Annotated in this window: 22 protein-coding genes and 1 tRNA gene; 10 read left to right on the plus strand and 13 right to left on the minus strand. The window is 63.6% G+C overall.

What is annotated here, in order from left to right:
- Positions 1 to 26: 26 nt before the first annotated feature.
- The 5 genes from ACW9UO_RS13835 to ACW9UO_RS13855 form a co-directional block, all read right to left on the minus strand.
- Positions 27 to 4,781 (minus strand): translocation/assembly module TamB domain-containing protein, encoded by a 4,755-nt coding sequence (locus ACW9UO_RS13835; protein WP_457086375.1) that lies wholly within the window; start codon positions 4,779 to 4,781, stop codon positions 27 to 29.
- Positions 4,781 to 6,586 carry an autotransporter assembly complex protein TamA gene (locus ACW9UO_RS13840; protein WP_457086376.1) on the minus strand — a complete coding sequence of 602 codons (1,806 nt, stop codon included), beginning with the start codon at positions 6,584 to 6,586 and terminating at the stop codon, positions 4,781 to 4,783. The genes ACW9UO_RS13835 and ACW9UO_RS13840 overlap by 1 nt, the downstream gene beginning before the upstream one ends.
- 93 nt (positions 6,587 to 6,679) lie before the next feature.
- Complete coding sequence (locus ACW9UO_RS13845) at positions 6,680 to 8,122, minus strand: cobyric acid synthase (protein WP_457086377.1); 1,443 nt, start codon at positions 8,120 to 8,122, stop codon at positions 6,680 to 6,682.
- A 185-nt stretch (positions 8,123 to 8,307) separates the two neighbouring features.
- Positions 8,308 to 8,383, minus strand: a tRNA-Ala gene (locus ACW9UO_RS13850).
- Positions 8,384 to 8,480: 97 nt separating this feature from the next.
- Complete coding sequence (locus tag ACW9UO_RS13855) at positions 8,481 to 8,816, minus strand: TIGR02300 family protein (protein ID WP_457086378.1); 336 nt, start codon at positions 8,814 to 8,816, stop codon at positions 8,481 to 8,483.
- Between the two features lie 116 nt (positions 8,817 to 8,932).
- Here ACW9UO_RS13855 and ACW9UO_RS13860 point away from each other — a divergent pair, with 116 nt between their 5' ends.
- Both ACW9UO_RS13860 and ACW9UO_RS13865 read left to right on the plus strand, forming a co-directional pair.
- Positions 8,933 to 9,625: a M48 family metallopeptidase gene (locus ACW9UO_RS13860; RefSeq protein WP_457086379.1), complete on the plus strand. Its 693-nt coding sequence runs from the start codon at positions 8,933 to 8,935 to the stop codon at positions 9,623 to 9,625.
- A gap of 39 nt (positions 9,626 to 9,664) precedes the next feature.
- Positions 9,665 to 10,312: a GntR family transcriptional regulator gene (locus tag ACW9UO_RS13865; protein ID WP_457086380.1), complete on the plus strand. Its 648-nt coding sequence runs from the start codon at positions 9,665 to 9,667 to the stop codon at positions 10,310 to 10,312.
- A gap of 100 nt (positions 10,313 to 10,412) precedes the next feature.
- Here ACW9UO_RS13865 and ACW9UO_RS13870 read toward each other — a convergent pair whose 3' ends face one another.
- The 3 genes from ACW9UO_RS13870 to ACW9UO_RS13880 all read right to left on the minus strand — a co-directional run bounded on the left by ACW9UO_RS13870 (position 10,413) and on the right by ACW9UO_RS13880 (position 13,253).
- A complete protein-coding gene (locus ACW9UO_RS13870; protein ID WP_457086381.1) occupies positions 10,413 to 11,378 on the minus strand; it encodes an acetyl-CoA carboxylase carboxyltransferase subunit alpha in 966 nt (321 codons plus the stop codon).
- Positions 11,379 to 11,595: 217 nt separating this feature from the next.
- Positions 11,596 to 12,216: a hypothetical protein gene (locus ACW9UO_RS13875; protein WP_457086382.1), complete on the minus strand. Its 621-nt coding sequence runs from the start codon at positions 12,214 to 12,216 to the stop codon at positions 11,596 to 11,598.
- Between the two features lie 77 nt (positions 12,217 to 12,293).
- The gene (locus ACW9UO_RS13880) at positions 12,294 to 13,253 is read right to left on the minus strand and encodes an L-malyl-CoA/beta-methylmalyl-CoA lyase (protein WP_457086383.1); all 960 of its coding nucleotides are present in this window, start codon (positions 13,251 to 13,253) and stop codon (positions 12,294 to 12,296) included.
- A gap of 278 nt (positions 13,254 to 13,531) precedes the next feature.
- On the opposite strand from ACW9UO_RS13880, the gene dgcN reads away from it, so the two are divergent.
- The 6 genes from dgcN (at position 13,532) to ACW9UO_RS13910 (ending at position 18,820) form a co-directional block, all read left to right on the plus strand.
- Complete coding sequence (gene dgcN, locus ACW9UO_RS13885; protein WP_457086384.1) at positions 13,532 to 14,533, plus strand: N-acetyltransferase DgcN; 1,002 nt, start codon at positions 13,532 to 13,534, stop codon at positions 14,531 to 14,533.
- 46 nt (positions 14,534 to 14,579) lie between these two features.
- Complete coding sequence (gene dgcA / locus ACW9UO_RS13890) at positions 14,580 to 15,542, plus strand: N-acetyl-D-Glu racemase DgcA (protein WP_457086385.1); 963 nt, start codon at positions 14,580 to 14,582, stop codon at positions 15,540 to 15,542.
- A 21-nt stretch (positions 15,543 to 15,563) separates the two neighbouring features.
- Positions 15,564 to 16,427, plus strand: a complete 864-nt coding sequence (locus ACW9UO_RS13895) for a D-amino-acid transaminase (protein WP_457086386.1) — start codon at positions 15,564 to 15,566, stop codon at positions 16,425 to 16,427.
- A 429-nt stretch (positions 16,428 to 16,856) separates the two neighbouring features.
- Positions 16,857 to 17,099 (plus strand): hypothetical protein, encoded by a 243-nt coding sequence (locus ACW9UO_RS13900; RefSeq protein WP_457086387.1) that lies wholly within the window; start codon positions 16,857 to 16,859, stop codon positions 17,097 to 17,099.
- 138 nt (positions 17,100 to 17,237) lie between these two features.
- Positions 17,238 to 17,828 (plus strand): TetR/AcrR family transcriptional regulator, encoded by a 591-nt coding sequence (locus tag ACW9UO_RS13905; RefSeq protein ID WP_457086388.1) that lies wholly within the window; start codon positions 17,238 to 17,240, stop codon positions 17,826 to 17,828.
- Between the two features lie 11 nt (positions 17,829 to 17,839).
- Complete coding sequence (locus ACW9UO_RS13910) at positions 17,840 to 18,820, plus strand: zinc-binding dehydrogenase (RefSeq protein ID WP_457086389.1); 981 nt, start codon at positions 17,840 to 17,842, stop codon at positions 18,818 to 18,820.
- A 40-nt stretch (positions 18,821 to 18,860) separates the two neighbouring features.
- On the opposite strand, the gene ACW9UO_RS13915 is transcribed toward ACW9UO_RS13910, so the two are convergent.
- On the minus strand, positions 18,861 to 19,175 hold the full coding sequence (locus tag ACW9UO_RS13915) for a DUF1244 domain-containing protein (RefSeq protein ID WP_457086390.1): 315 nt from the start codon (positions 19,173 to 19,175) through the stop codon (positions 18,861 to 18,863).
- 91 nt (positions 19,176 to 19,266) lie between these two features.
- Positions 19,267 to 19,854 carry a transglycosylase SLT domain-containing protein gene (locus ACW9UO_RS13920; protein WP_457086391.1) on the minus strand — a complete coding sequence of 196 codons (588 nt, stop codon included), beginning with the start codon at positions 19,852 to 19,854 and terminating at the stop codon, positions 19,267 to 19,269.
- Between the two features lie 206 nt (positions 19,855 to 20,060).
- Between ACW9UO_RS13920 and hspQ the strand changes: the two genes are divergently transcribed.
- Positions 20,061 to 20,387, plus strand: a complete 327-nt coding sequence (hspQ, locus tag ACW9UO_RS13925) for a heat shock protein HspQ (RefSeq protein ID WP_457086392.1) — start codon at positions 20,061 to 20,063, stop codon at positions 20,385 to 20,387.
- 56 nt (positions 20,388 to 20,443) lie between these two features.
- Here hspQ and ACW9UO_RS13930 read toward each other — a convergent pair whose 3' ends face one another.
- From ACW9UO_RS13930 to ACW9UO_RS13940, 3 genes are all read right to left on the minus strand, one after another.
- Positions 20,444 to 22,021 carry a gamma-glutamyltransferase family protein gene (locus ACW9UO_RS13930; protein WP_457086393.1) on the minus strand — a complete coding sequence of 526 codons (1,578 nt, stop codon included), beginning with the start codon at positions 22,019 to 22,021 and terminating at the stop codon, positions 20,444 to 20,446.
- A gap of 261 nt (positions 22,022 to 22,282) precedes the next feature.
- Complete coding sequence (locus ACW9UO_RS13935) at positions 22,283 to 22,717, minus strand: ATP-binding protein (RefSeq protein ID WP_457086394.1); 435 nt, start codon at positions 22,715 to 22,717, stop codon at positions 22,283 to 22,285.
- Positions 22,718 to 22,757: 40 nt separating this feature from the next.
- The gene (locus ACW9UO_RS13940; protein ID WP_457088660.1) at positions 22,758 to 23,096 is read right to left on the minus strand and encodes an STAS domain-containing protein; all 339 of its coding nucleotides are present in this window, start codon (positions 23,094 to 23,096) and stop codon (positions 22,758 to 22,760) included.
- Positions 23,097 to 23,193: 97 nt separating this feature from the next.
- Here ACW9UO_RS13940 and ACW9UO_RS13945 point away from each other — a divergent pair, with 97 nt between their 5' ends.
- Entirely contained in the window at positions 23,194 to 24,366 is a 1,173-nt protein-coding gene (locus ACW9UO_RS13945) for an acetyl-CoA C-acyltransferase (protein ID WP_457086395.1), read from the plus strand.
- The last annotated feature ends 224 nt before the right edge of the window (positions 24,367 to 24,590 follow it).

Consider the following 24,590-nt stretch of genomic DNA (forward strand, 5'->3'; position numbering starts at 1 on the left):
GGCATATCCGCGCGGCTTTGGCGACGTCAGTAATCGCGCTCGTAGAAGATGCCGATGCCGGTGTCGCCATCGCTGCCAACCCGCCCGCGCACGGTCACATCCGGCGTCAGATCAAGATTGAGATTGATCTCGCTGGTGCCATCGCTGCTGACCGTGACGTCGGTATAAATGTTCTCTGACAGATACTTACCCACCCGCGCCTCGGTGTTGCCCTCGGCATCGGTGCCAATATCAAGATCGTCGACGCCCAGCCCCTCACGCAGGGTGCCGGTCAGGCCAAGCCCGCCTTGCCCGGTCAATGTGCGGATCGCCGCCGCCAATTGCACCGCCTGAAACGGCGAGATCGAGGTGACATCGCGCCCGAACAGGAACAGCGACAGCGCCTCTTCCTGCGGCAACTCCGGCACCGACGTCACCGTCAGTTCGGGGGCCGAAGCCAGCCCTTCAATCCGCAGGGTGATCGCAACATCATCGACCTGCGTGGTGGCTTCAAACGCGATGATCGGGTCGAAACTGCCGCGCAAAATCACCTCGCCCTGGGTCACGTCCAACCGCCGCCCCAACAGATCAAGCCGCCCGCGAATAAGGGAGAAACTGCCCACCGGAACGATATTTGTGGTGGTGCCCGTCAGGCGCAGCCGCCCGCCGAGTTCGGCGTCAAGGCCACGCCCGCGCACAAACAGCCGGTTGGGGGCGTTCACCACCAGATCGATGGGATACGACGGGCCGCTGCCGCGCCGCGTTTCAACCTGCTCCAGCCCGGCATAGCGCAGGGTCTGGCGCACATCGGCAGGCGGGTTGATGTGGCGCAAACCGTCAAGCGCGGAATACGAGGGCCCCAGATCGGGAATGCGCATCTCGGCGGTTTCCAGATTGATCGCCCCGCCGATGCGCGCCCCGCCAGTGAGCGGCCCGGTCATGGTGATCCGCCCGCCCAGAAGCACCTCGTAAAGCGACTCGTCGCGCAGGGTGACGTTGATCAGTTCAGCCGTCAGATCGGCGTTGAACGGCGCAGCAAGCGCCACGGGGCCGGTGATCCGCAACTGTCCGCCGCTGGACAGCGTGCCGCCGATGGCCACCCGCGCCTGCGCGCCAGCCAGATCGACCTGCCCGCTGATCCCATCAACCGAAAGCCCCTGCGCCGGGAGCGCCAGCCGCGCGTCGGCCAGGCTCAACCGTCCCGAGACCGAGCTTAGGGCAGGGGGGCCGTTCACCGCGAGATCGAAGCGGACAAAACCGCTCAGCGCCTGCCCCGACAGTTGGCGATTGGCCAGCGCGAGCGGCACCAACCCGCTTGTGGTCAGGTCAAGCCGCGAGCCGTCTTGCGCCGCGCGCCCGCGCACCGACAGCTCGATGCCGCCGGGGCCGGTGCCTGCGGCGTTGATCTGCCAGCTGTCGCCTTGTTGCTGGGCGGTGCCGGAGACGCTGGCGGGGCCGGGCAGATCGGGCACCACAAGCCCGAGATTGGGCAGGGACACGCGGTAAGTCACCGACCCGCTGTTGTCGCCGAAACTGCCGCTGACATTTGCATCGATGCCGCTGGCGTCGAGCATGACATTGCGGATTGAAATCGCCCCATTCGCGGCGCGCGCGATAGAGAGGTCGAACTGCGATGTGCCGCGCAGCAGCGGCTCGATTGCGGGCACGCCAAAGCCTGGATTGCTCGCCGATCCGCTGGCGGTGATGTCAAATGCGCCGTCAAGCACCGCGATCTGCCCCTCCGCCGTAAGCGACACCGCACCCGAAAGCGGGCGTCCGGCCAGCGGTGCAAAGGCCGACAGGCGCGCCACCTGGGCCTCGATCCGCCCGTCAATGTCCAGCGCCGTGGCGCCATCGCCCGCAACCGTGCCGCGAAAGCTCGCGCCGGTGTCGCCGGGCAGGTTGGCATCGGCCACCACGGTCCAGACGCCGGCCTGGCGATCCGCCGTACCGTTCAGCCGCGCCGGCCCGGGCAAACCGGGCAGGACCACGCCAAGATTAACCACCGCCACATCCAGCGCCAGCCTGCCGGTTTCGGGGCCAAAGGCACCGCTCGCCGTCGCCTGAAGCTGTTGGCCGTCGATCAGAGCGTTGCGGATGGTGATGTCACTGCCGATCTGCCCCACCGCCGAGATATCAAAACTGGTGCGCCCGCGCAGCAAACCCTCGGCCATCGGCACGCCGAATTTCGGGCTTTGCGTCGCGCCGGTGGCGATCAGGTCAAAGGATTTCGCCACCACGTCGCCCCGGCCTTCGATCACGACCTCGGCAGACCCGGCCAGATCGCGCCCGGCCAACGGTGAGAACGCCGAAAGCTGCGCCACCTGCGCCTCAAGCCGACCGGCGATTTCCAGCGCGGTGGTGCCATCGCCCGCCACGGTGCCGACAAAGCTGGCCCCGGTGTCGCCGGGCAGACGCGCATCGGTGTCGATCGCCCAAACGCCCTCGCGGCGCACCACGGTGCCGGTCAGATTGGCCGCGCCCGGAAGCTCGGGCAGCGCCAATCCCAGATCGGCCAGCGTCACGTCAAAGGCCAGATCGCCGGTCTGCGGGCCAAACCCGCCGCTCAGTTTCGCGTTGATCTGCGGGCCCTCGATCACGGCGGTGCGGATGTCGATCTGCCCGCCCACCGCGCCCGCCGCCGCGACGTCAAAGCTGGTGCGCCCTTGCAGGAAACCCTCGGCCAAAGGCACGCCAAAACGCGGGCTTTGCGTCGCGCCACTTGCGGTCACGTCAAAGGTTTTCGCCAGAATATCGGCCCCACCTTCGACCGTCAGATTGACCGCACCGGCCAAATCCCGCCCGGCAATCGCGGAAAACGCCGCCAATTGCCCAACCGCCGCCTCAAGCCGCCCAGCCACTGCCAGCGCATCGGTGCCATTGCCGCGCAGGGTGCCGCGCCACGTGGCGCGTGTTGCGCCGGGCAGGCTGGCGTCGGCCTCGATGGTCCAGGTTTCATCCACCTGCACCAGCGTCGCCGTCACATCCGCCGCGCCGTCAAACCCTGCGGCAATGCGCGACAGATCCGGCACCGATGCTGTGATTTCGGCGGTGCTCGCCCCTGTGCGCAACTGCGCAATACCCTCGATACGGGCGTGATCGGTGCGGATCAGCAGGGGGTCAGCCGTCAGCCCAGTCTCATCCCGCGTGATCCCAAGCGTCAGCACACCATCACCCGCCAGCAGCGGATCAACCTGCGCAATGCCCAAACCCAAAGCCCGCGTGCTGCCATCAAGTTTCAGATCGATCACCCCGGTCACAGGCTCGGCCCGCCCAGAGACATCCAGCTTCGCAGACCCGGCCAGCGCCAAGCCGGAAATCTCGGCAAACCGCGTCAGATCCAGCGCCGAAAGCACCAGATCCGGCGTCACGGTGATTGGCGTTTCGCCCTCCAGCCCGCTGACGGTGATCATCCCGGTCAGACCATAATCGGCCCCCGACAGATCAACCTCGCGCAGCCGCAGCGGCGCGCCCTTGGCCCAGCCAAACTTCAAAGCGCCGCGCAGGGCCGTGCCAATCGCCTCGGCCAGAGCGGCATCCACCGGGGCAATCCCGTCACTGTTCAGGTCAAGCGCGCCCGTAACGCTTTGGTTCTCTCGCGAAATCTCGCCTTCGCCGTCAAATCCAACCGTCTCGATGCGCAGCCGCTCTTGCGAAAAGCCGCGCGCCTCGCCGGTGATGGCCCAGACATCGCCCGCCGCCGCATTGAACGACGCGCTCAGCGTCACACCCTCAACCGAGGTCGCGGCACCGGGCAGGGGCAGCACCACGGTATTGCTTTCGGGCGGCGCGATCACAGCATCCAGCGCAAAAGTCTCGGGCCAGCCATCGGCCCCAACGCGCGCCGCACCGTCCAGCGACAGCGCCGCCGCCTTGAGCTGAAGCTGCGACAGATCGAACGCGCCATCCGCCGCGCGCGCGCCTTCGGCCCGCAATTGCACCGCGTCACCCAGAAACTCGGCGTATTGCGGCGCAAGGATCGGCGCGAGGTCGCCCCCCAGATCGGCGGCAAAACGTGCGGTGCCATCGTCATCGCTCAAAAGCGAGACTTCGCCAGTCAACCGCTCCTGACCGTCGGTGGCCAAAAGCACGGTTGCGGTGAAATCGCTTAACGGGTCGTCGCCCTTGACGCTCAGCGCGACCGAGGGCTTGCCGGGCAGGCCCAGCAGGTTGGCCGCGATGCCGTCCGCCGGTTCGACCAGATCAAGATCAAGCACCAAGGCGCGGCTTTCGTTGTCGAATGCCCCTGCGATGGTAAAGCTGCCGTCGCGGTCCAACCGTTTGATTTCAAGCGCGGTTTCGCCCGCGCCACCGGCCAGCTTGGCCGAGCCGGTAAACATCACTTCGGCGGCCTGACCAAACACCGTTTCGCCCACCACCATGCGATCAATGCGCATTTCCGCGATGTCGACAGACACCGGCAGCTCCGGCAGGGAAAACGCCCCCGAGGCCTCGGGGCTGGGGGTTTCGCCTTCGGCTGGCAGGGGCTTGCGAGGCAGCAACAGTTCCTCGATCGAGATTTCCTCGATGATCACCTGCCCGCGCAACAGCGCGCTGCGGTTCCAGTCGAGCGCAACGCCGCGCGCCGTCACCCAAACGCCGTCCGGGTCGGTGACTGTGATCTCGTCAATCGTTGCGCGCGAACTGAGCGCCCCGGAAAAACCTTCGATCCGCACGCTGCGGCCCGGTGCCGAAAGCGCATCTTCTAGGATGCCTTGAATGAACCCCCGGTCGCTGTTGTCGGATTGGGCCAGCGCGGCAAAGGGGGTGAGAAGACAGAGACAAACAAGGAAAATACGCATCAAAATGCCTGACCGATCCCGATATAGATTTGAAATCCGTCGCCGGTGTCGCCCGCGACAGGCCCGGCCAGATCCACACGGATCGGCCCGACAGGAGTGGAGTAGCGCAGGCCAAGCCCGGCGCCGGCGTGATAGTCGCCATCGTCAAAACCGTCTGGCCCAACAAAGCCCGCATCGGCAAAGCCGACCACGCCGATCTTGTCTGTCACATCAAACCGCAGCTCGCCCGAGAGGGCCGCAAAGGCGCGCCCACCCAACGACACACCGTTATAGTCGGCATCAAGCGATTGATACGGCTGGCCCCGCACAGAGCCGCCCCCACCCGAGTAAAACAGCATCCCCGGCGGTGCATTTTCCGCCTCCGGCCCAACCAGCGCGCCCAGTTGCAGGCGGGCGGCGGCCACGGCGCGGTTGTCCTTGTCGAGCGGTTGATACATCCGCGCATCAAACGTCAGATGCGCCCCCGCGTCGCCCGCAACCGTCTCATAATACGGGGTAATATCTGTGCTGAGGTAAAATCCGTTCTTGGCGTTCAGCGTGCTGTCGCGCTTGTCATAGGTCAGGCCAAAGGGCAGGGACACGGTCTGCAACGTCCGGGTGGTTTCCGGCGTGGCAAAGCGGTCCGTCACCTCGGAATACCCAAGCCCAATGCCAAGTTCGCCGGTCAGATATTCGTTAAAGGTCCGCGACACGCCAAAGGTCAGCTCGGCCTTGCGCTCAAGGTAATCGGGCTCATCAAGATAGCCAAACCCGGCCTCGGCGAAAAACAATGTATCGGCGCCATAGACCGCAGGCTTCTCGATCCGGAACGACAGTTCATAGTCGATGCCCTCGGCCTGCAGCCCGATCTGGCTAACCTCGCCCTCGACCCGAAACCGCTCGGCCCCGCCAAAGATATTGCGGTGCAGCCAAAAGCCAGAGGCGGTCAGCCCGTCAAAGGTCGAGAACTCGAGGCCGCCGCCAATGCGCCGCGGCTTGCGGTCGACCACGGTGATCTCCATGTCGAGTGTGCCGTCGGCGGCAATCTTGGGCGCTTCGTTGACCTGCACCGACTGAAAGGTGCCGGTTTTGCGCAGCCGCGCCGCCGCCTTGTCGACCTCGCTGGTGGCGAATGTCTCGCCCTGCGGCAGGCCGGCGATCTGGCGCACCCGTGGTTCGCGCACCGTGGTCTTGCCGCTGATGGTGGTGTCGCCAAAGGTCGCCCGCCGACCGGGGGCAATCTGCGCCTGCACGTCAAGCTGCGCCTCGCTGTGGCGCGCCGCAATCGACTGATCTGCGATCTCGGCCTTGGCATAGCCGTTCTCGCGCCAGTCCGACACCGCCGTGCGCGCGGCATTGCGCACCACGGTCGCGAGCGCCGGTTCCCCGGTGACAAAGCCCTCGACCGGCGGATTGTCGCCTGCCAAAGGATCAATCCGCGCCACCCCCAGCCGGAACAGCCGCCCCGGATCAACCACAATGCGCACATCCCCGATCTGCGCAGGTTCGCGAAACGGATCAATCCGCGCCGCCTCACGCCCATCAATCAGGATGTTCACAACGGCGGAATAATAGCCCTGCGCATACAGCGTTTCGACCAGTTTGGTGTAATCCGCCCGCGCCGCCGCAACCACGTCACGCGGCAAGGTTTCGGGGCTTTTTTCCAGCGAATTCAAAACCGAGGCCGCTTGCAGGCTCTCCGCAAGATCATCGTTCTCTTGGCCCACCAACTGAAGCTGCACGCTGTTCAAAGCCACCGCATGATACGGCATGAAAAATGCCGTGACACCGATTGCCAGAAGTCGCCCGATTTTGCGTTTGCCCATTGCCCGCTCCGCTGTTTTTGCCAGCCTATTCCAGCCGACTTGAAGCTGCCACCAGCAAAGGCAAGTATGACGCAGGGATTTCAGCCCGAGATGTCAGCGCGCAACGGCCAACAGCCCCGCCACATCCAGATGCGCCTCGAGATGATCGGCCAGCGCGTCCAAAGTCGCCTCGACATCGGCATCATAGCGGCCCACCGCCTGCACACCGAACCCGGCAAGATACGCCGTGCGAAAACCATCGTCGCGAAACATGCCGTGCAGATAGCTGCCCTGCACCCGGCCATCCGCGCTTTGCGCGCCCTCTGCCGCGCCGGCGACATGGGCAAAGGGGCGGGCACGGTCGGCACCGTCGCTCGCGCCAATATGAATCTCATAGCCGCGAAACCCCCGGCCCGTGGCAACATGCGTCGCCGCCACCTCACTCAGCTGCTTTTGCGGCGTCATCACCGTCTCGATCCCAAGCAGGCCCAGCCCCGGATCACTGCCCGCCGGGCCTTCGATCCCGTCAGGATCGCTGATCACAGTGCCCAGCATCTGATACCCGCCGCAAATCCCCAGAATATGCCCGCCGCGCCGGTGGTGCGCCGCCAGATCAATATCCCAACCTTGCGCGCGCAAATACGCCAGATCGCCGCGGGTGGATTTGGTGCCGGGCAGGATCACCAGATCGGCATCGCCGGGGATCGCTTGCCCCGGTGCCAGCATCGTCAGCCGCACGCCGGGTTCCTGCGCCAGCGGATCAAGATCGTCGAAATTGGCAATCCGCGACAGGCGCAGGCAGACCACATGCAGCCCGCTGTCGCGCTTCGGGGCCGTCACCTCAACCGCATCTTCGGGCGGCAAACGCCAGGCCTCGGCAAACCACGGCGCCACGCCAAAGCCGCGCCAGCCGGTGGCGGCGCTGATCATCGCATAGCCATCGTCAAACAGCCGGGGGTCGCCGCGAAACTTGTTGATAAGGAAACCGGCCACCAGCGCCGCATCCTCGGGCGAGATCACCGTCTGCGTGCCGACGATCTGGGCAATCACGCCGCCCCGGTCGATATCGCCGCACAGAACCACCGGCACATCCGCCGCCTGCGCAAACCCCATATTGGCAATGTCATTCTGGCGCAGGTTGACCTCGGCCGGGCTGCCGGCACCTTCGACAATCACCAGATCATGCGCGGCGCGCAGCCGCTGAAAACTGTCCAAAACAGCCCCCATAAGCGCAGGTTTCAGCTTGGCATAATCGCGCGCCTTGGCAGTGGTCAGCCGCTTGCCCTGCACAATCACCTGCGCGCCGACATCGGTTTCGGGTTTGAGCAGCACCGGGTTCATATCGACCCGAGGCGCAATCCCGCAGGCCAGCGCCTGAAGCGCCTGCGCCCGGCCGATTTCGCCGCCATCCGCCGTGACAGCCGCATTGTTCGACATGTTCTGCGGCTTGAACGGCGCCACGCTAAGCCCGCGCCGCCGCGCCGCCCGGCACAGACCGGCCACAAGCATGGATTTCCCGACATTCGAGCCGGTGCCTTGTATCATCAGTGCGGTCATCTGCGGGCTGCTCCTCGGGCGATGCCTTCGGTTGCTAGCCACAAATGCGCGGCTTTGCCAGTGCTGGCAAAGCCTTGGATGTCACCCGAGCGCTGCACGCGCCGTGCATCGCCCCAACAGCAAGGCACAAAAAAACCGGGCAAAGGCCCGGTTTGGTCTGTCCGGTTATGCAACCGGCGGGGTTTTGGTGGAGCCTAGGGGGGTCGAACCCCTGACCTCTTGCATGCCATGCAAGCGCTCTCCCAACTGAGCTAAGGCCCCTTTCCGATGACGCATCGTCGTCGTTGGCGTGCGTCATAGGCAAAGGCGCGGGGAGGTTCAAGCGAAAATCTGCCCCCCGGCACCGATTTTATAAGGATCAGGAATCGTCGTCTTCCGACGCGACATCCGCAATCTCTTCGAGCGGGACATTGTCCTCGTCATCGTCGTCTTCGAGCAGATCATCGCCGAGATCGACGTCAACCGCATCATCATCATCTTCGAGCACCGCATCGTCCTCGGTTTCCTTGGCCTTGACTTTGGCCTTGGAGGTCGCTGCATCGGCCGCATCGGCCTCGATCATGCGGTTCTTCGACTGATCAAACTCCAGAACTTCGCCCGTATAGGGGCTGACGATCGGGTTTGCATTCAGGTCGTAAAAACGCTTGCCTGTTGTTGGGCAAAGGCGTTTCGTTCCCCATTCTTCTTTGGGCATCCGGGTCCCTCTCAAACTTTCCATCTTGCGGGCAATTGCGGTCCCCTGCCATAAGACCCTTGCCCATGTCAAAGCCTTTGGCAAAAGGCACGCAGATTGGCAGACAAGGACCCCATATGGGCCAACATTCGCTTCCCGGCAACCCCCCGGTGCCGCTCAGGCTGCGCACATCGGCGCAGGCGCGGCGAATTACCCTGCGTATCTCCTCGCTTGACGGCACCGTGACCCTGACAAAACCGCGCGGCGTGACCGAACGCGAGGCGCTCGCCTTTGCCCGCGAAAAGGAAGACTGGCTGCGCAGTCACCTCGAAAAACAGTCGGGCGGCATCGACGTGGCCACTGGCGTCCACCTCCCCATCGAAGGCACCCCGCGCGCGGTCCTGCTAGGGCCGGGCCGTCAGGTTCAACTGCTCAATGACCGCGTGCTGGTGCCGGGCCCCGCCGACCGCATCCCCGCGCGCCTCTTGGGCTTCCTCAAGGCGCACGCCCGCACCCGGCTGGCCCAAGCCTCTGACCGCTACGCCACGCAACTGGGCCTGCCCTACACCAAGCTCACCCTGCGCGACACCCGCTCGCGCTGGGGCAGTTGCACGTCGCAGGGCGGGCTGATGTACTCGTGGCGCCTGATCCTCGCACCGCCCGAGGTGCTCGATTACGTCGCCGCCCACGAGGTCGCCCACCTGCGCGAAATGAACCACTCCGCCGCCTTCTGGTCCGTCGTCCGCGATCTCTATGGCCCGCACGAGGCCCAGCGCCGCTGGCTGCACACCGAGGGCGCGGCGCTTCACCGCATCCGCTTTGGTGGATGACATATTGCCGCGCGCCCATTTTGTGATCACACTCGCCCCATGTTGATCAATCCCAAGCCAGACAGCGCCATTTCCACCCACGACCGGGTGTACCGCGGCCTGCGCTCGCAAATCATGTACGGCGAGATTTCCCCCGGTGTGGCGCTGACCCTGCGTGGCATCGGTGCCGAATACGGCGTGTCGATGACCCCCGCGCGCGAAGCGGTGCGGCGGCTGGTGGCCGAAGGCGCGCTGTCGCTGTCAAGCTCGGGGCGGGTGAGCACGCCGGAATTGTCGAACGACCGGATCGAGGAACTGGCGGCGCTGCGCTCCCTGATCGAAGTCGAGCTGGCCAGCCGGGCGCTGCCGCGCGCCCACATCGCCCTGATCGAACGGCTGCAAACCATCAATGTCACCATCGCCGAGGTGATCTCGAATCGCGATTCCGTGGGCTATATCAAGGCCAACCTCGAATTCCACCGCACGCTTTACCTGCGCGCTCAGGCCCCGGCGATGCTGGCGATGGCCGAAACCGTCTGGCTGCAACTCGGGCCCACCATGCGCGCGCTTTACGGCCGGTTGCGCCGCACCGAAGCACCGCATTTTCACCGCCTGATCATCGCCGCGCTCAAGGCAGGCGACGAACCCGGCCTGCGCCTCGCCGTCAGATCGGACGTCACCCAAGGCCTGCGGATGCTGACCAACTGACAGCCACCCGGCCCAGGCTTCTTCTGTTTAAAAATACCTCGGGGGAGGGCGTAGCCCGGGGGCAGAGCCCCATAAGCCAACGCCAACCCCAATCACCACCCTAAGCGGCAAGCCCCTTCGACCCAAGATCGAGAAACTTCTGCCGCCGCTCCTTGCGCAGCACATCGCCGTCCTTGCCAGCCAGCTCTTCGAGCATCTGCTCAATCGCCCGACCCACAGTCTTCATCGTGCCCGACCGGTCGCGTTGCGCGCCCCCCATCGGCTCGGGGATGATCCGGTCGCAAACCCCTAGTTTATAAAGGTCTTCCGCCGTCAGCCGCAGCGCCTGCGCCGCTTCGCGCATCTTTTCGGCGTCCTTCCACAGGATCGAGGCACAGCCCTCGGGCGAGATCACCGAATAGACCGAATGCTCCAGCATCGCGACCTTGTTGGCCGTGGCCAAGGCCACCGCGCCGCCCGATCCGCCTTCGCCGATGATCACCGAAATCACCGGCACGCGCAGCGCCAGACAGGCCTCTGTCGAGCGGGCAATCGCCTCGGATTGGCCGCGTTCCTCGGCGCCTTTGCCGGGATAGGCCCCGGCGGTGTCCACCAAGGTCACCACCGGCAGCTTGAACCGGTCGGCCATATCCATCAGCCGTGCGGCTTTGCGATAGCCTTCGGGCCGCGCCATGCCGAAATTGCGATCAAGCCGCGATTGCGTGTCGTGGCCCTTTTCGTGCCCGATCACCATCACTGGCCGGTCGGCAATCCGCGCCAACCCGCCCATCACGGCAAGGTCTTCGCCAAACTGCCGGTCCCCGGCCAAAGGCGTGAACTCGGAAAACAGCGCTTCGATGTAATCCTTGCAATGCGGGCGCTGCGGATGCCGCGCCACCTGGCATTTGCGCCAGGGCGTCAGGTCGCGGTACAGATCCTTGAGCATCACCGCCGCCTTGCGATCAAGCGCGCCGGCCTCTTCGTCCACATCCATCGGATCATCGCTCTGCCGCGCGATTGCGCGCAATTCCTCTGCCTTGCCCTCGATCTCGGCCAGCGGTTTCTCAAAATCGAGATAATGCGCCATGCGACACTCCTTTGTTCCTCAACGCTATATGGCGCGGTCGCTGTGAGGATGCAATAAAACAACAGCGCCCGTGTGCCCGATCCTACCCGCATTAACAGGGGCGCGGTCGGCAACTTCGCCACAGGGTGTAGCCCGTTGAACCAGAACGTAAACTTGGCGAATCCCGGCATTTAATAAACAATAACAAATATTTACACCTTATCCGCGGGTAAGGTTTTTACGCCAGATCAAGCGCCGCGCGCAGGGCCAGTTCCGGCGAAGACAGCACATCCGGGCCAACCCCGTCGAGCAGGTGCACCGTGTCCGACATCGAGGCTTGTGCCAAAACGACCGTCTTGAAGTCGGGGCGCGCCTGCACCGCTTCGATCACCGCCGCGGCGATGGCGGCGCAGAAATTGGCCTTTTGCCCGGCCTCGAACAGCGGCCAAAACCCCTCAAGCACCAGCGTCGTCACCGGCGTCTCGCGCCCAAGATCGGTAAGATTGGCCTGCAACAATCGCTGACTGCTCTCGACCGTGCTTTGCAGCGCGCACACCAGCAGGATCGCCCCATCCGACTGCGCCGCGCGTGCCATCATCGGTTGGTCAATCCGGATCGCGCCAGCCTCAACCGCCGCTTCGCCCAGCGTGGTGCAGGTGCACAGCACCGGCCCGCCCACCTTGCGGACCGTTTTGCGAATTTCGGCGGCCAACTGCCGGGTCATGCCTTCGTCGCGCGCCCGAGCAAGCCAATCGGCGCGGATATTATGCTCTAGCCGCATCGCAGGGGCGAGCCTGTCGCGCAGCGACTCGAACGTCTGGCGGTGGTCCTCAGCAGAGTGCAACAAAGTCAGCGGCATCAGGGTAAGCCTAATTCAATGTAAAAACGGCCCGACTTTCGCCGGGCCGTCCAAGCATGCCGCAAGAGGGCTAAGGATCAGTTACCAGCGATCATTTCCGATTGCCGCACGATCACTTCGGCCTGTTTGATCGAGGCGATATCGACCAAACGGCCCTTATAAACGGTGGCGCCTTCGCCGTTAGCCTTGGCCGCGTCCATCGCCGCAAGGATCTCGCGCGCTTCGGTCACAGCCTTTTCCGAGGGGGTAAAGACCTCATTGGCAATCGCGATCTGCTTGGGGTGAATCGCCCATTTGCCGACCATGCCCAGCGTCGCCGAGCGCAGCGCCTGCGCGCGAAAGCCCTCGTCATCGGAGAAGTCGCCAAACGGCCCGTCAACCGGCAGCACGCCATGCGTCCGGCAGGCAGCGACAATCGCGGCCTGCGCCCAATGCCAGGGGTCCGACCAATGCTTCTGGCCCTCATGCGCCATGTAGTAATTTTCCTGCGTGCCGCCGATCCCGGTGGTGGCCATGCCCATCGACGCGGCAAAATCCGCCGCCCCAAGGCTCATCGCTTCCAGCCGCGGCGAGGCGGCGGCGATTTCCTCAACATGGGCGATCCCGGCGGCGCTCTCGATGATCACCTCAAAGGCAATCCGCTTCTTGCGCCCCTTCGCGGCCTCGATCGCCGTCACCAGCGCATCAACCGCATAAAGATCTCCGGAGCAGCCCACCTTGGGGATCATGATCTGATCCAGCCGTTCGTCGGCCTGCTCGAGCAGGTCAACCACGTCACGGTACCAGTACGGCGTGTCCAAACCGTTAATCCGCACGCTCAGCGTTTTGGTGCCCCAATCGACGTCGCCTATCGCCTTGATAACATTGGCACGCGCGCTGTCCTTGTCCGACGGCGCAACCGAATCCTCGAGATCAAGGTTGATCACATCCGCCGCCGAAGCGGCCATCTTCTCAAAGATCGCGGGCCGAGAGCCGGGGCCAAAGAGCTGGCAGCGGTTGGGGCGGGCGGGGGCCTGAGGCTGAATTCGGAAGGACATATGGGTGCCTTTCGGTAAGGATGTTACGAAAATATTGCGCTCAGCGATATTAAATTACGCTGCGCTGTGCAAGTCTATTTTGCGGGTGCAGCATGAGCAGGTGCCCCGGCGAACTGCTGAATATTCGTGCATCTGCGGTAAGTTCGAAGGTTATTCGATCTTTTTGCGTCATAGCCGAAGAATCTTCTGAAATTGATCGCCATACTGGAGGATTAGGGAAGGACGGCCCTGCGCAAAATGCTAGGTCCGGTGCAAACATGATGCGTGGAGACTGACCGATGATCCAGACACCTTATCTTTTGTTTCTTGGCGATGCGCCGGACGGGTTGGCCGCCAAAGTGGCCCAGGGCATCAAGGATTGGCGCCCCGAGAACGTGGTCGGGCAGTACCGGATGGACGGCTGCAAGGCCGATCTCAAGGTGACCGATCTTGGGCTGGATGAAGCCCGCGACGCGGGGGCGAAAACGCTGGTGATCGGCGTGGCCAACCGGGGCGGCGTGATCAGCCAGGCGTGGAAATCCGTTTTGATTGAGGCGCTTGAGAAGGGCTTTGATCTGGCCTCCGGCCTGCACAACCTGCTGAGCGAGGAGCCCGATCTGGTGGCCGCCGCCGAAGCGAATGGCCAGCAACTGCACGATGTGCGCGTGCCGGGCGTGGAGTATCCGATTGCCAATGGCGTGAAACGCAGCGGCAAGCGGGTGCTGGCAGTGGGCACCGATTGCTCGGTCGGCAAGATGTACACCGGGCTGGCGCTTGACCGGGCGATGAAGGCCGCAGGGCAAAAATGCACCTTCCGCCCCACCGGCCAAACCGGCATTCTGATCACTGGCGACGGCATCCCGCTCGATGCGGTTGTGGCCGATTTCATGGCCGGGTCTGTCGAATGGCTGACGCCTGACAACGACGCCGATCATTGGGACATCATCGAAGGGCAGGGCAGCCTGTTCCACGTCTCGTTTTCCGGTGTGACGCTGGCGCTGATTCACGGCGGCCAGCCGGATGCGTTGATCCTCAGCCACGAGCCGACGCGCAGCCATATGCGGGGCCTGCCGGGCTATACCCTGCCGTCGCTGGAGCGGTTGCGCGATACCGCGCTGCCGCTGGCGCAGGTGGCCAACCCTGACTGCCAAGTGGTTGGAATCTCGATCAACACCGTGAATATGGCCGAGGATGAGGCGCTGGCCTATATGGCCGAGGTCGAGGCGCGGATGGGGCTTCCTACCGTTGATCCGATGCGCCAAGGTGCCGAGCGTCTGGCGGCGGCTTTGGCGGCGCTTTAAGCCGTGAAGCCACCGCTGGAAACGGAACGATAAAAAGGACCGGGATATGATCGAAACCCGTCGCGATACTTTCCAATTGGCGGAAGTTTTCACCATCTCTCGTGGATCACGGACGCAGGCCGAAGTCTTGACCGTTTCGGTCACGCGCGGCGGCGTCACGGGCCGGGGCGAATGCGTGCCCTATGCGCGCTATGGCGAAACCTTGGCCTCGGTCGAGGCCGAGATCGCCGGGTTGCCCGAGGGCATCGACAGGCGCGCGCTGCAAGCGGCTTTGCCTGCCGGTGCCGCGCGCAATGCGGTGGATTGTGCGCTGTGGGATCTAGAGGCGAAACAGGCCGGCTGCCGGGTGTGGGAGCTGGCCGGATTGGCGGCACCGGGGCCGGAAATCACCGCCTTTACCCTGTCGCTCGACACGCCCGAAAAGATGCGCGCACAGGCGGCGCGACATGCGGCGCGGCCTCTGCTCAAGATCAAGCTGGGCACGCCGGATGACATGGCGCGGCTGGAAGCGGTGCGGGCCGGGGCCCCGAAGGCGCGGATCATCGTCGATGCCAATGAGGGCTGGAGCGCCGAAGTTTACGCTGATCTTGCGCCGCATTTGCTGCGCCTCGGGGTCGAGCTGGTGGAGCAGCCGTTGCCCGCCGGAGAGGACGACGCCCTGATGGGGCTGGCGCGGCCCTTGCCGGTGTGCGCCGATGAAAGCTGCCATGACCGTGGGTCTCTTGCGGGGCTGACGGGCAAGTATGATGTGATCAATATCAAGCTCGACAAGACCGGCGGGCTGACCGAGGCGCTGGCGCTGCGCGACGCTGGTTTGGCGGCGGGGTTCAAGGTGATGGTGGGCTGTATGGTCGGATCATCTCTGGCGATGGCCCCGGCGGTTCTGGTGGCGCAAGGCGCGGCGGTGACCGACCTTGACGGGCCGCTGCTTCTGGCCGAAGACCGCGCCACGCCTCTGCATTTCGATGACCGGGGTGTGCACCCCTCTGACCCGGCCCTCTGGGGCTGAAATCTGACTGGAGTTAAGCCCATGAGCCGTACCGTTTATCTCAATGGAGAATATCTGCCCGAGGGCGAGGCCAAGATTTCGATCTTTGATCGCGGATTCCTGATGGCCGATGGCGTCTATGAGGTGACTTCGGTTCTCGGCGGCAAGCTGATTGATTTTGCCGGCCACGCGCGGCGGTTGGAGCGGTCGCTGACCGAGCTGGGCATGGAAATGCCGATGACGGAGGAGGCGCTGTTGGCGATCCACCGCGAGCTGGTGACACGCAATGAGATCGACGAGGGCATGATCTATTTGCAGGTGACGCGCGGCGCGCCGGGCGACCGCGATTTTGTGTTCCCCGATCCCAAAGAAACGCCGCTGACCGTGGTTTTGTTTACCCAATCTAAACCAGGTTTGGCGAATAATCCGGTGGCAAAGCGTGGCATCAAGGTGATCTCGATCGAGGATATTCGCTGGGGTCGGCGGGATATCAAGACGGTGCAGCTGTTGTACCCGTCGATGGGCAAGATGATGGCCAAGAAGGCAGGCGCCGATGACGCCTGGATGATCGAGGATGGGCTGGTGACGGAGGGCACGTCGAACAACGCCTATATCGTCAAGGACGGGCGGATCATCACTCGCGAATTGTCGCGCGATATTCTGCACGGGATCACCCGTGCGGCGGTGCTGCGGTTTGCGGCCGAGGCACAGATGAAGGTTGAGGAACGCGGCTTTACGATTGAAGAGGCCAAGGCGGCGGATGAAGCTTTTGTTACGTCGGCGTCGACCTTTGTGATGCCGGTGGTTGAGATTGACGGCGCTGCGGTGGGTACGGGCACACCGGGGCCTGTGGCGGCGCGGCTGCGGCAGATCTATCTGGAAGAGAGCCTTAAAGTCGCAGTGTAAGATAGCGGTGTGAGATAGCGGCGTGAGATAGCGGTGTGAGGCAAATGTCGCAGGCATGTGCGGCCGCAAGTGAGGCGGGCGGGCAACAGGTGGCAAAAGCTGGCCGATGCGGGACGCAAAAGTCACGCTTTGCCGCCGATTCTGCACCGTTTGCGCGTGGGGGCTTGAGCAAATCACCCGGCTTGGTGTTTGTGTGCCTTACGGCCTGACACGATTGCCAGCGCCGCGTCCGGGACAACGCACATGGTCAGACATGTGCCGGTATGTCGTCGTCATTTTCGAGTGACGGACTGGTTCGATTGGCCGCTGCAGCCAGAGGAACACCCCACGTGACGCGCCACGCAACCGAACCGGGCCTGTGACCAGGTTTGGTTTGGTGTTTTGGGGGCGGAAATGTTGGAAATCTGGAGTGCATGGGCGACGGCCATCTTGGCTGTGTGCGGCGGGCTTGTGTTTGGTTGGGCCTTGCGGGGCCGCGCCACGGTGAAGCCTCCGCATGTGGTCGAGCTTGAGCGGATGCGCGCGGAGCTGCGGGTCTGTGTCGGGCTGTTGGCGGACAAAGACGCGCGGATTGCCACGCTCGAGGCCAACCTTGAGCAGGAACGCACCGGCATCGTCCGGTTTGAGCCTGAGCGCCGCGGCGCGCAACTGGCCAGACGTCAGTTCGGCTAAGACCTTAGTCATTCACAGTTAGAAAAGCCGCGCCCCAACCGGGTGCGGTTTTTGCGTTTTAGGCAGGGGGTCACAGGGCGGCACACAAATACGTGAGGGTCACTAGACGACCGGTCTATTATTGCCTATCTGCCCCTCATGACAGAGCAAACAAAATCCGATCTCAAGCGATTGCACATCCTCACCACCGGCCGCGCGCTGGTGCTTCGCCACGGGTTCGGGGCCGTTGGGATCGCGCGTATCCTGAGCGAATGCGGCATTCCGAAGGGGTCGTTCTACTACTACTTTGCCTCCAAAGAGGACTTCGGCAAGGCGCTGCTGGAGACTTACGTCGAGGAGTATCTGGCCCGCTTCGATGCGCTGATCGCCAGTCCTGGTCCGGCGCGCGACACGCTTGACCGGTTCTTTGCGGCCTGGCTGGCACAGGCCGGCGGCGAAGGCATCGCCAGCCAATGCCTTGTGGTCAAGCTGGGGGCGGAGGTGGCCGACCTGTCCGACGACATGCGGGTGATCCTGAACAACGGCGTCACCGAATTGGTGCGCCGCATCGCCGACCTGCTGCGGCAGGGCGCGCACGAAGGATCACTCCGCGCCTTTGATGACCCCGAGGCCACGGCCCGAATGCTTTATGCCAAATGGTTGGGCGCGGCGATCCTCGCCAAGCTTGACCGCTCGCAAGCGCCGCTGGAACTGGCGCGCTCCGAGACCACGAACCACATCACACCCTGAAGGAAAACGAAATGAAAGCTGCAACTCACGATACATTCGGTGAGCCCGTTGACGTGCTCAAAACCTCGGATGTGGCACAGCCCGTGCCGCAGGCGGGCGAGGTGCTGATCAAGATGACGCTGTCGCCGATCCACAACCACGATCTTTGGACCATTCGCGGCAATTACGGCTATAAACCCGAGTTGCCCGGTGCCATCGGCGGATCAGAAGCGCTGGGCACGGTTGTGGCCGTCGGCGACGGTGTTAACGCCGCGATGATGGGCCAGCGGGTGACCGTGGCCGGGGTGCACGGCAGTTGGGCGGAGTATTTTACCGCACCGGCGGCGGGTGTTTTGCCATTGCCCGAAGCGATCAGCGACGAAGCTGGCGCGCAACTTATCGCGATGCCGTTCAGTGCGCTGTCGCTGCTCGAACGGCTCAAGGCAAAGCAGGGCGATTGGGTTATCCAGACCGCAGCCAACGGCGCGGTGGGCAAGATCATGACGGTGCTGGCCAAAGCGCGCGGCATCAATCTGCTGAGCCTTGTGCGCCGCCCCGAAGCGGTGGCCGAGCTTGAGGCGATGGGCATCGACAACGTGCTGTCGACCTCGGACGCGGATTGGAAAGACAAGGCGACGGCGCTGATCGGCACGCAAGGCGCGGTGTCGGCCATTGATTCGGTCGGGGGCGAGATCTCGGCCGATCTGGTTGATCTGCTGGGCGTCGATGGCGAGCTTGTGGTCTTTGGCACCGCGACTGGTGTGCCGATGCCGCTGCCGTCGGGGCCGCTGATCATGAAGCACATCACGGTCTGGGGTTTCTGGGGTTCGCGCGTCAGCGGCGACATGGCGGCAGAGGAGCGCACGCGGCTGATCACCGAACTGGTGACACTGGCGGCGACCGGTGCATTGACGCTGGAAGCGGGCGGAGCTTATGGGCTCGACCAGTTGCAACAGGCGATGACCGCCGCACAAACGCCGGGCCGCGCGGGCAAAGTGATGCTGGGCGCCTAAGCCAAAATGCCGCCCCTCGCAAATGGGGGGCGGCAGTCCGTTAGCTGTCTTTTTCGACGTTCTCGGCAAAGGCGGTCTTGAAGGCCGCCTGTTGGGCATCGCCAGCCTCGGTCTGATGCGCGGCCTTCCACTCGGCAAACGGCATGCCGTAATAGATTTCGCGCGCCTCATCCTTGGTCATCTCGATGCCGCGTTCGTTTGCAGCCTCTTGATACCAGCGCGACAGGCAATTGCGGCAGAACCCGGCGAGGTTCATCATGTCGATGTTCTGCACATCGGTGCGCTTTTCCATCAAATGGGCGCGCAGCGTGCGAAATGCTGCGGCCTCAAGCTCGATGCGGGTTTGGTCATCCATGTCGGTCTCTCCCTTTTGGGCGGGATACATAAGGGGTCAGCGGCGCGGCGGCAATTGCCGCAGTCAGCGCGCCTGTCGGCAAATGCTCAAGTCAGCGTGCCTGTCGGCAAGACGCCAGCTGCACCTGATAGGTGATCGCCCGCATGCCAACCTCATCCGCGACCCGCAAAAGCCAGGCTTTTTGGTTAAACGACTGACGCGCAAAGCCGGTGTGCCCCTCGTGATAGGCGAGGTACTGGTTGCGCGCGTCATGCAGCGACACATTGTTGCGCGCGCGGGTCTTGTTCATGTACCAGCCCATGAAATCCGTGGCATCGTTGATCTGATCCCGCTTTGCACCGCGCTTTCCGGTCTCTTTGCGGTACTCATCCCAGGTGGCATCAAGCGCCTGCGAATAGCCATAAGCCGAGCTTTGGCGGCCCATCGGAATCACCCCGAGCTGATACTTCAGCGGGGTCCGGGCGTTGCCGATGAATTTGCTTTCCTGATAGATCGTCGCCATCTGCACATGCACCGGCACGCCCCAACGGCGTTCGGTTGCACGGAAGGCGCGGATGTATTTCGGGCGCTGTTTGAGAATGCCACAGGCATCATCAAGATTGCGGGGCGCAGAATGATTGCCACCGCCACACGAAGCAACGGCCAGTACAATCACCATAGCGCGAAGGACTCTGCTCATTTGCCTCTCGCTCTTTTTGTCGTCTTTTTGTTAACGGGACTGTAGCGGAAACTGGTTCACTGTGAAATCACGTTTTGCAAAGTGGGGTGCGCATCGGCGGAAGACTGTATGATCTGGCGTCACAGTCTGTTTCCGGGAAACCCCGCCTGAGAATTGGACATTCCCCCCTTGATGGCGCTAAAACGGATAGGTAGAGGCACTCCGAAATGTACACACAGCGCGCGAAATATCACTTGGGCCAGGTTGTCCGTCACAAGAAGCACCCGTTCCGCGGCGTGGTCTTTGATGTCGACCCTGAGTTCAGCAATACCGAAGAGTGGTACAACGCCATTCCCGAGGACAGCCGCCCCAAGCGCGAGCAGCCGTTTTACCACCTGTTGGCGGAAAACGATCAGAGCTTTTATGTGGCCTATGTGTCGGAACAGAATCTAGTGGCGGATTACTCCGGCCGTCCGGTCGACCACCCCGATATCCCCGATCTCTTTGGCGAGTTCGAGGACGGATCTTACCCGCTGCATTTCCAGATGAACTGAGGCGGTGGTAAAATGGCACCCACCTTTGGGGCGGGTGCCAGTCTGCGGATTTCCCTTTAATACCCGATGGCTGCGCCGTCTTTGCGCGGGTCTGACGCGCCTTCCAGCACGCCGCTCGGGTGGATTCGGATCGCCTGTGCGCCGCCAATCGGCTCTTGTGGGACAACGATGTCGTGGCCAAGCGCGGTGAGACGGCTGCGGGTTTCGTCCGAGAAACCCCGCTCTAGCTTGAGCTGGCCACCTTCGGCAAAGGCGCGCGGGGCGTCGATCGCGGCCTGCGGCGTCAGATTGAAATCGGTCATGTTGGTGACAAACCGTGCGTGACCGCAGGCCTGATACTGGCCGCCCATCACGCCAAACGGCATCGAAATCCGCCCCGCTTCGCCCAGCATGCCCGGAATGATGGTGTGCATCGGGCGTTTGCCGGGGCCAAATTCGTTGGGATGGCCCGGCGTCAGGGAGAATCCAGCGCCGCGGTTGTGCAACAGCAGGCCGTATTTGGAACTGGCATGGCCCGAGCCAAAGCTATGAAAGATTGAGAAAATCAGCGAGACCGCCATGCCGTCCCGGTCGACAGCGGTGATATACACAGTGTCGCGGTGCACGGATTCGGTGATTTCGGTGGTGGCGGATTGCGCCCGCTCGGGATTGATCAGCGCGGCAAGATCGGCGGCAAGGCGCGGGTCTTGCATTCGGGTGGTGGCGTCAAACACCGTGGGCTCAGACACCAGCCGATTGCGCGCGTCATAGGCCAGTTTGGTGGCCTCGGCCTCGATATGGGTGCGTTCGGCCCCGAACGGATCCATCGACGGCAGGTCGAAATGGCTCAGGATGTTAAGCAACAGAATCGCGGTCGCGCCTTGGCTGTTGGGCGGATGTTCAAACAGATCGCGGGATTTGTAGGGGCCCGAGATCGGGGTGGTGGCCTCGGTGCGGACATTGGCAAAATCGCTGGCGCTGTGCCCGCCGCCCATCGCGGCGAGGGCGGCGATCATGTCGTCGGCCACATCGCCCTCGTAAAATCCTTTGGCCCCGTGTTTGGCGATGCGGCGCAGCACCTCGGCTTGGCCGGGCGCGCGGAAAATATCGCCGGTTGTCAGGGCTTTGCCGTCTTTTAGGAAGTGCCCGCGTGCCGCCCCTTGCAGCGAACCCGCCCCGGCGGCCCAATCAAGCGCCACACGCGGCGCGACAGGCACGCCCTCTTCGGCATAGCGAATCGCAGGTTGCAGCAGCCGGTCGAGCCCCAACCGGCCATGCGCCTCGGACAGGCGGCTGAAGGCATCGACGGCGCCGGGCAGGGTCACCGCGTCGGGGCCGTTTTCGGGAATCGTGGCATGGCCGGCGTCGCGCAACCGCGCGGCGCTGGCCGAAGCCGGTGCCGCGCCAGAGCCGTTGTGGCCCAAAACGGTGTCACTGCCCGCCGGTTTGATCAGCGCAAAGCAATCGCCAGCAAGGCCGCACATCTGTGGTTCGCACAGGGTCAGCAGCGCAGCGCCGCAAATCGCAGCATCCATCGCGGTGCCGCCGTCCTTGAGGCAGGCCAAAGCCTCGCTCGCAGCAAGCGGGTGCGACGTGGCAACCATTCCATTGGTGGCAAGAACCGGGGACCGCCCCGGAAAGTGGAAATCGCGCATGGTATCATCCCTGTTGTTGGCGCAAAGGCTAGCGCCGCCGGGCCGGGATGAAAATGCCGGAAATTCGTTTGCGATTTCGGGGGTATGGAACCTCGGCACCGTGCACTGGGTGGGGGCTGTTAACACACGGTGCCGAGGTGAAGCTATATGCAGCTACCCGTACTGTATCGCGTGGCAATCGGGCGCGGATTGGATGGCTTTGCGGCAGTTTTGCGGCATCTCGCCCGAAACGGCGAAAGTGGCGGGTAAATGTGCGCCATATCACAGAGTTTGGAAGCTGAGGGTGAGTTGGTTGCGCCCGTCGTTGCGATTGTAGTCCAGCGAATTGGTCAATTGGTGGATCAAACGCCAGCCAAAGCCGCCCTCGGGCAGATCTTCGCGCGCGCAGTCGAGTTTGACCGGCAGGCCCTGCGGCAAGGTTCGTCCCGGCAGGGGCGCGCCCGAATCGGTCACAATGCAGGTCACATCGCCAGCCACCAATCGCAGTTCAAGGTGGATTGGGCCGCCGCTACAGCCATAGCCATGCTCAACCACGTTGTTGAGCACCTCGGCCAGCACCAGTTCGACCCGCGCGAGGATGACCGCAGAGCATCGCCACTGCACGAGGGATTTTTGGGTCTGGTCCAGCATAGAGCGCACCGCCTGTTGCGTGGCGTGCGTGTCGAGCGTGGCTATGCGTTCCACGGTTCGGGTCACTGTGATTGGCTCAAAATCTGGCCCGCCTCCACTGCAATGATCAGCCCGCCTGTGCCATCAATGCCGCGTCCAGCGTTGGAAACAGGGCAAAAACGGTATCCATCCGGGTCAGCCGGAACACGCTGTCCACATTCGGGCGCAACCCGGCGAGATCGAGCCTGCGATCCGCGCCAAGCTGTTTCATCGCGGCGACGATGGCCCCAAGCCCGCTGGAATCAATGAAATCGACGCGGCTGAGATCAAGGATCACGCGTGGGGTCGGGGCGCGCGTTCTGGCCCGCATGGCATCCTTGAACTGGATCGCCACGGCGGCATCAATGCGGTCGGCATTGACCGTGACAATCTGAAGTCCGCCATTGGTTTCGCTGCTCATGTCCATCGCTTGGGTCACCACGGGTTGCTGCAAACATCTCTACGCTAGACGGCAAACGTTACTATTCGGTATGCAAGAGGCTGGTTATTTTGGGAGATGGGCGATGAAAGACGTGATGATCCTGGGCGCGGCGCGCACCCCGATGGGGGGATTTCAGGGCGAGTTTGACGGCGTGTCGGCCGCGACATTGGGCGGCGTCGCAATTGCGGCGGCCCATCGCGATGCGGGCAAGCCTGCGGTGGACGACGTCATAATGGGCTGTGTGCTGCCAGCGGGGCAGGGGCAAGCCCCGGCGCGCCAAGCCGGATTCGCCGCGGGATTGGGCGAAAGCGTGCCTGCCACGACGATCAACAAGATGTGCGGATCGGGCATGAAGGCCGCGATGATGGCGTTTGACCGAATCGCGCTGGGCGGCTCTGAGGCGATGGTCGCGGGCGGGATGGAGAGCATGTCCGAGGCACCGTACCTGTTGCCCAAGATGCGCGGCGGCGCGCGGATCGGGCATGGTCAGGTGGTCGATCACATGTTTCTCGACGGGCTGGAGGATGCCTATGACAAGGGCCGCCTGATGGGCACCTTTGCCGAAGATTGCGCCGATTACTATCAGTTCACCCGCGAGGCGCAGGACCAATACGCGCTGGCCTCATTGGACAATGCGCTTGAGGCGGAACGGAGCGGGGCTTTTGCCGATGAGATTGCGCCGGTCACGCTGCACCGGCGGCATGGCGAAGAGATCATCACCTGCGACGAACAGCCCGGCAAGGCGCGGCCAAGCAAGATCCCGACGCTGAAGCCGGCGTTTCGCAAGGATGGGACGGTGACCGCGGCCAATGCTTCGTCGATTTCGGACGGGGCGGCGGCGCTGGTGCTGGGCACGCGCGCTATGGGCGAGGCACAGGGGGTTGCGCCGCGCGGGCGCATCCTTGGGCACGCGTCCCATGCGCAAGCGCCGGGGTGGTTCACCACGGCTCCGGTTCCGGCGGCGCGCAAGCTTATGGAGCAGATCGGGTGGCGGACGTCGGATGTTGACCTTTGGGAGGTGAACGAGGCCTTTGCGGTGGTGCCGATGGCCTTCATGCAGGAAATGGGCCTGCCGCGCGATGTGGTGAACGTGAACGGCGGGGCCTGTGCGCTGGGCCATCCGATTGGCGCATCTGGCGCGCGGATCATGGTGACTTTGCTCAACGCTTTGGAAAAACGCGGGTTGAAGCGGGGGATCGCCGCGATTTGCATCGGCGGCGGCGAAGGCACGGCCATCGCAATCGAGCGGGTGTGACGTAACACGGGAGCCGATCCATCAATGGATCGGTGCCGATCTGTCAACAGATCGGGTGACGGTCGCGGGCGCAGGGTGTGCGCGGTTTTCGGGAGGTCGGGATGGAGGTCCGATCCATTGATGGATCGGAACCGATCTGTTGACAGATCGGGGTGCGTCTATGGCGAAGCGGCGGAGGTGAAAGCGGCTCTCGACGCCGGGGGACGGCGCACTAGGTGATGGTG

It is taken from the genome of Marinovum sedimenti (assembly GCF_054052205.1).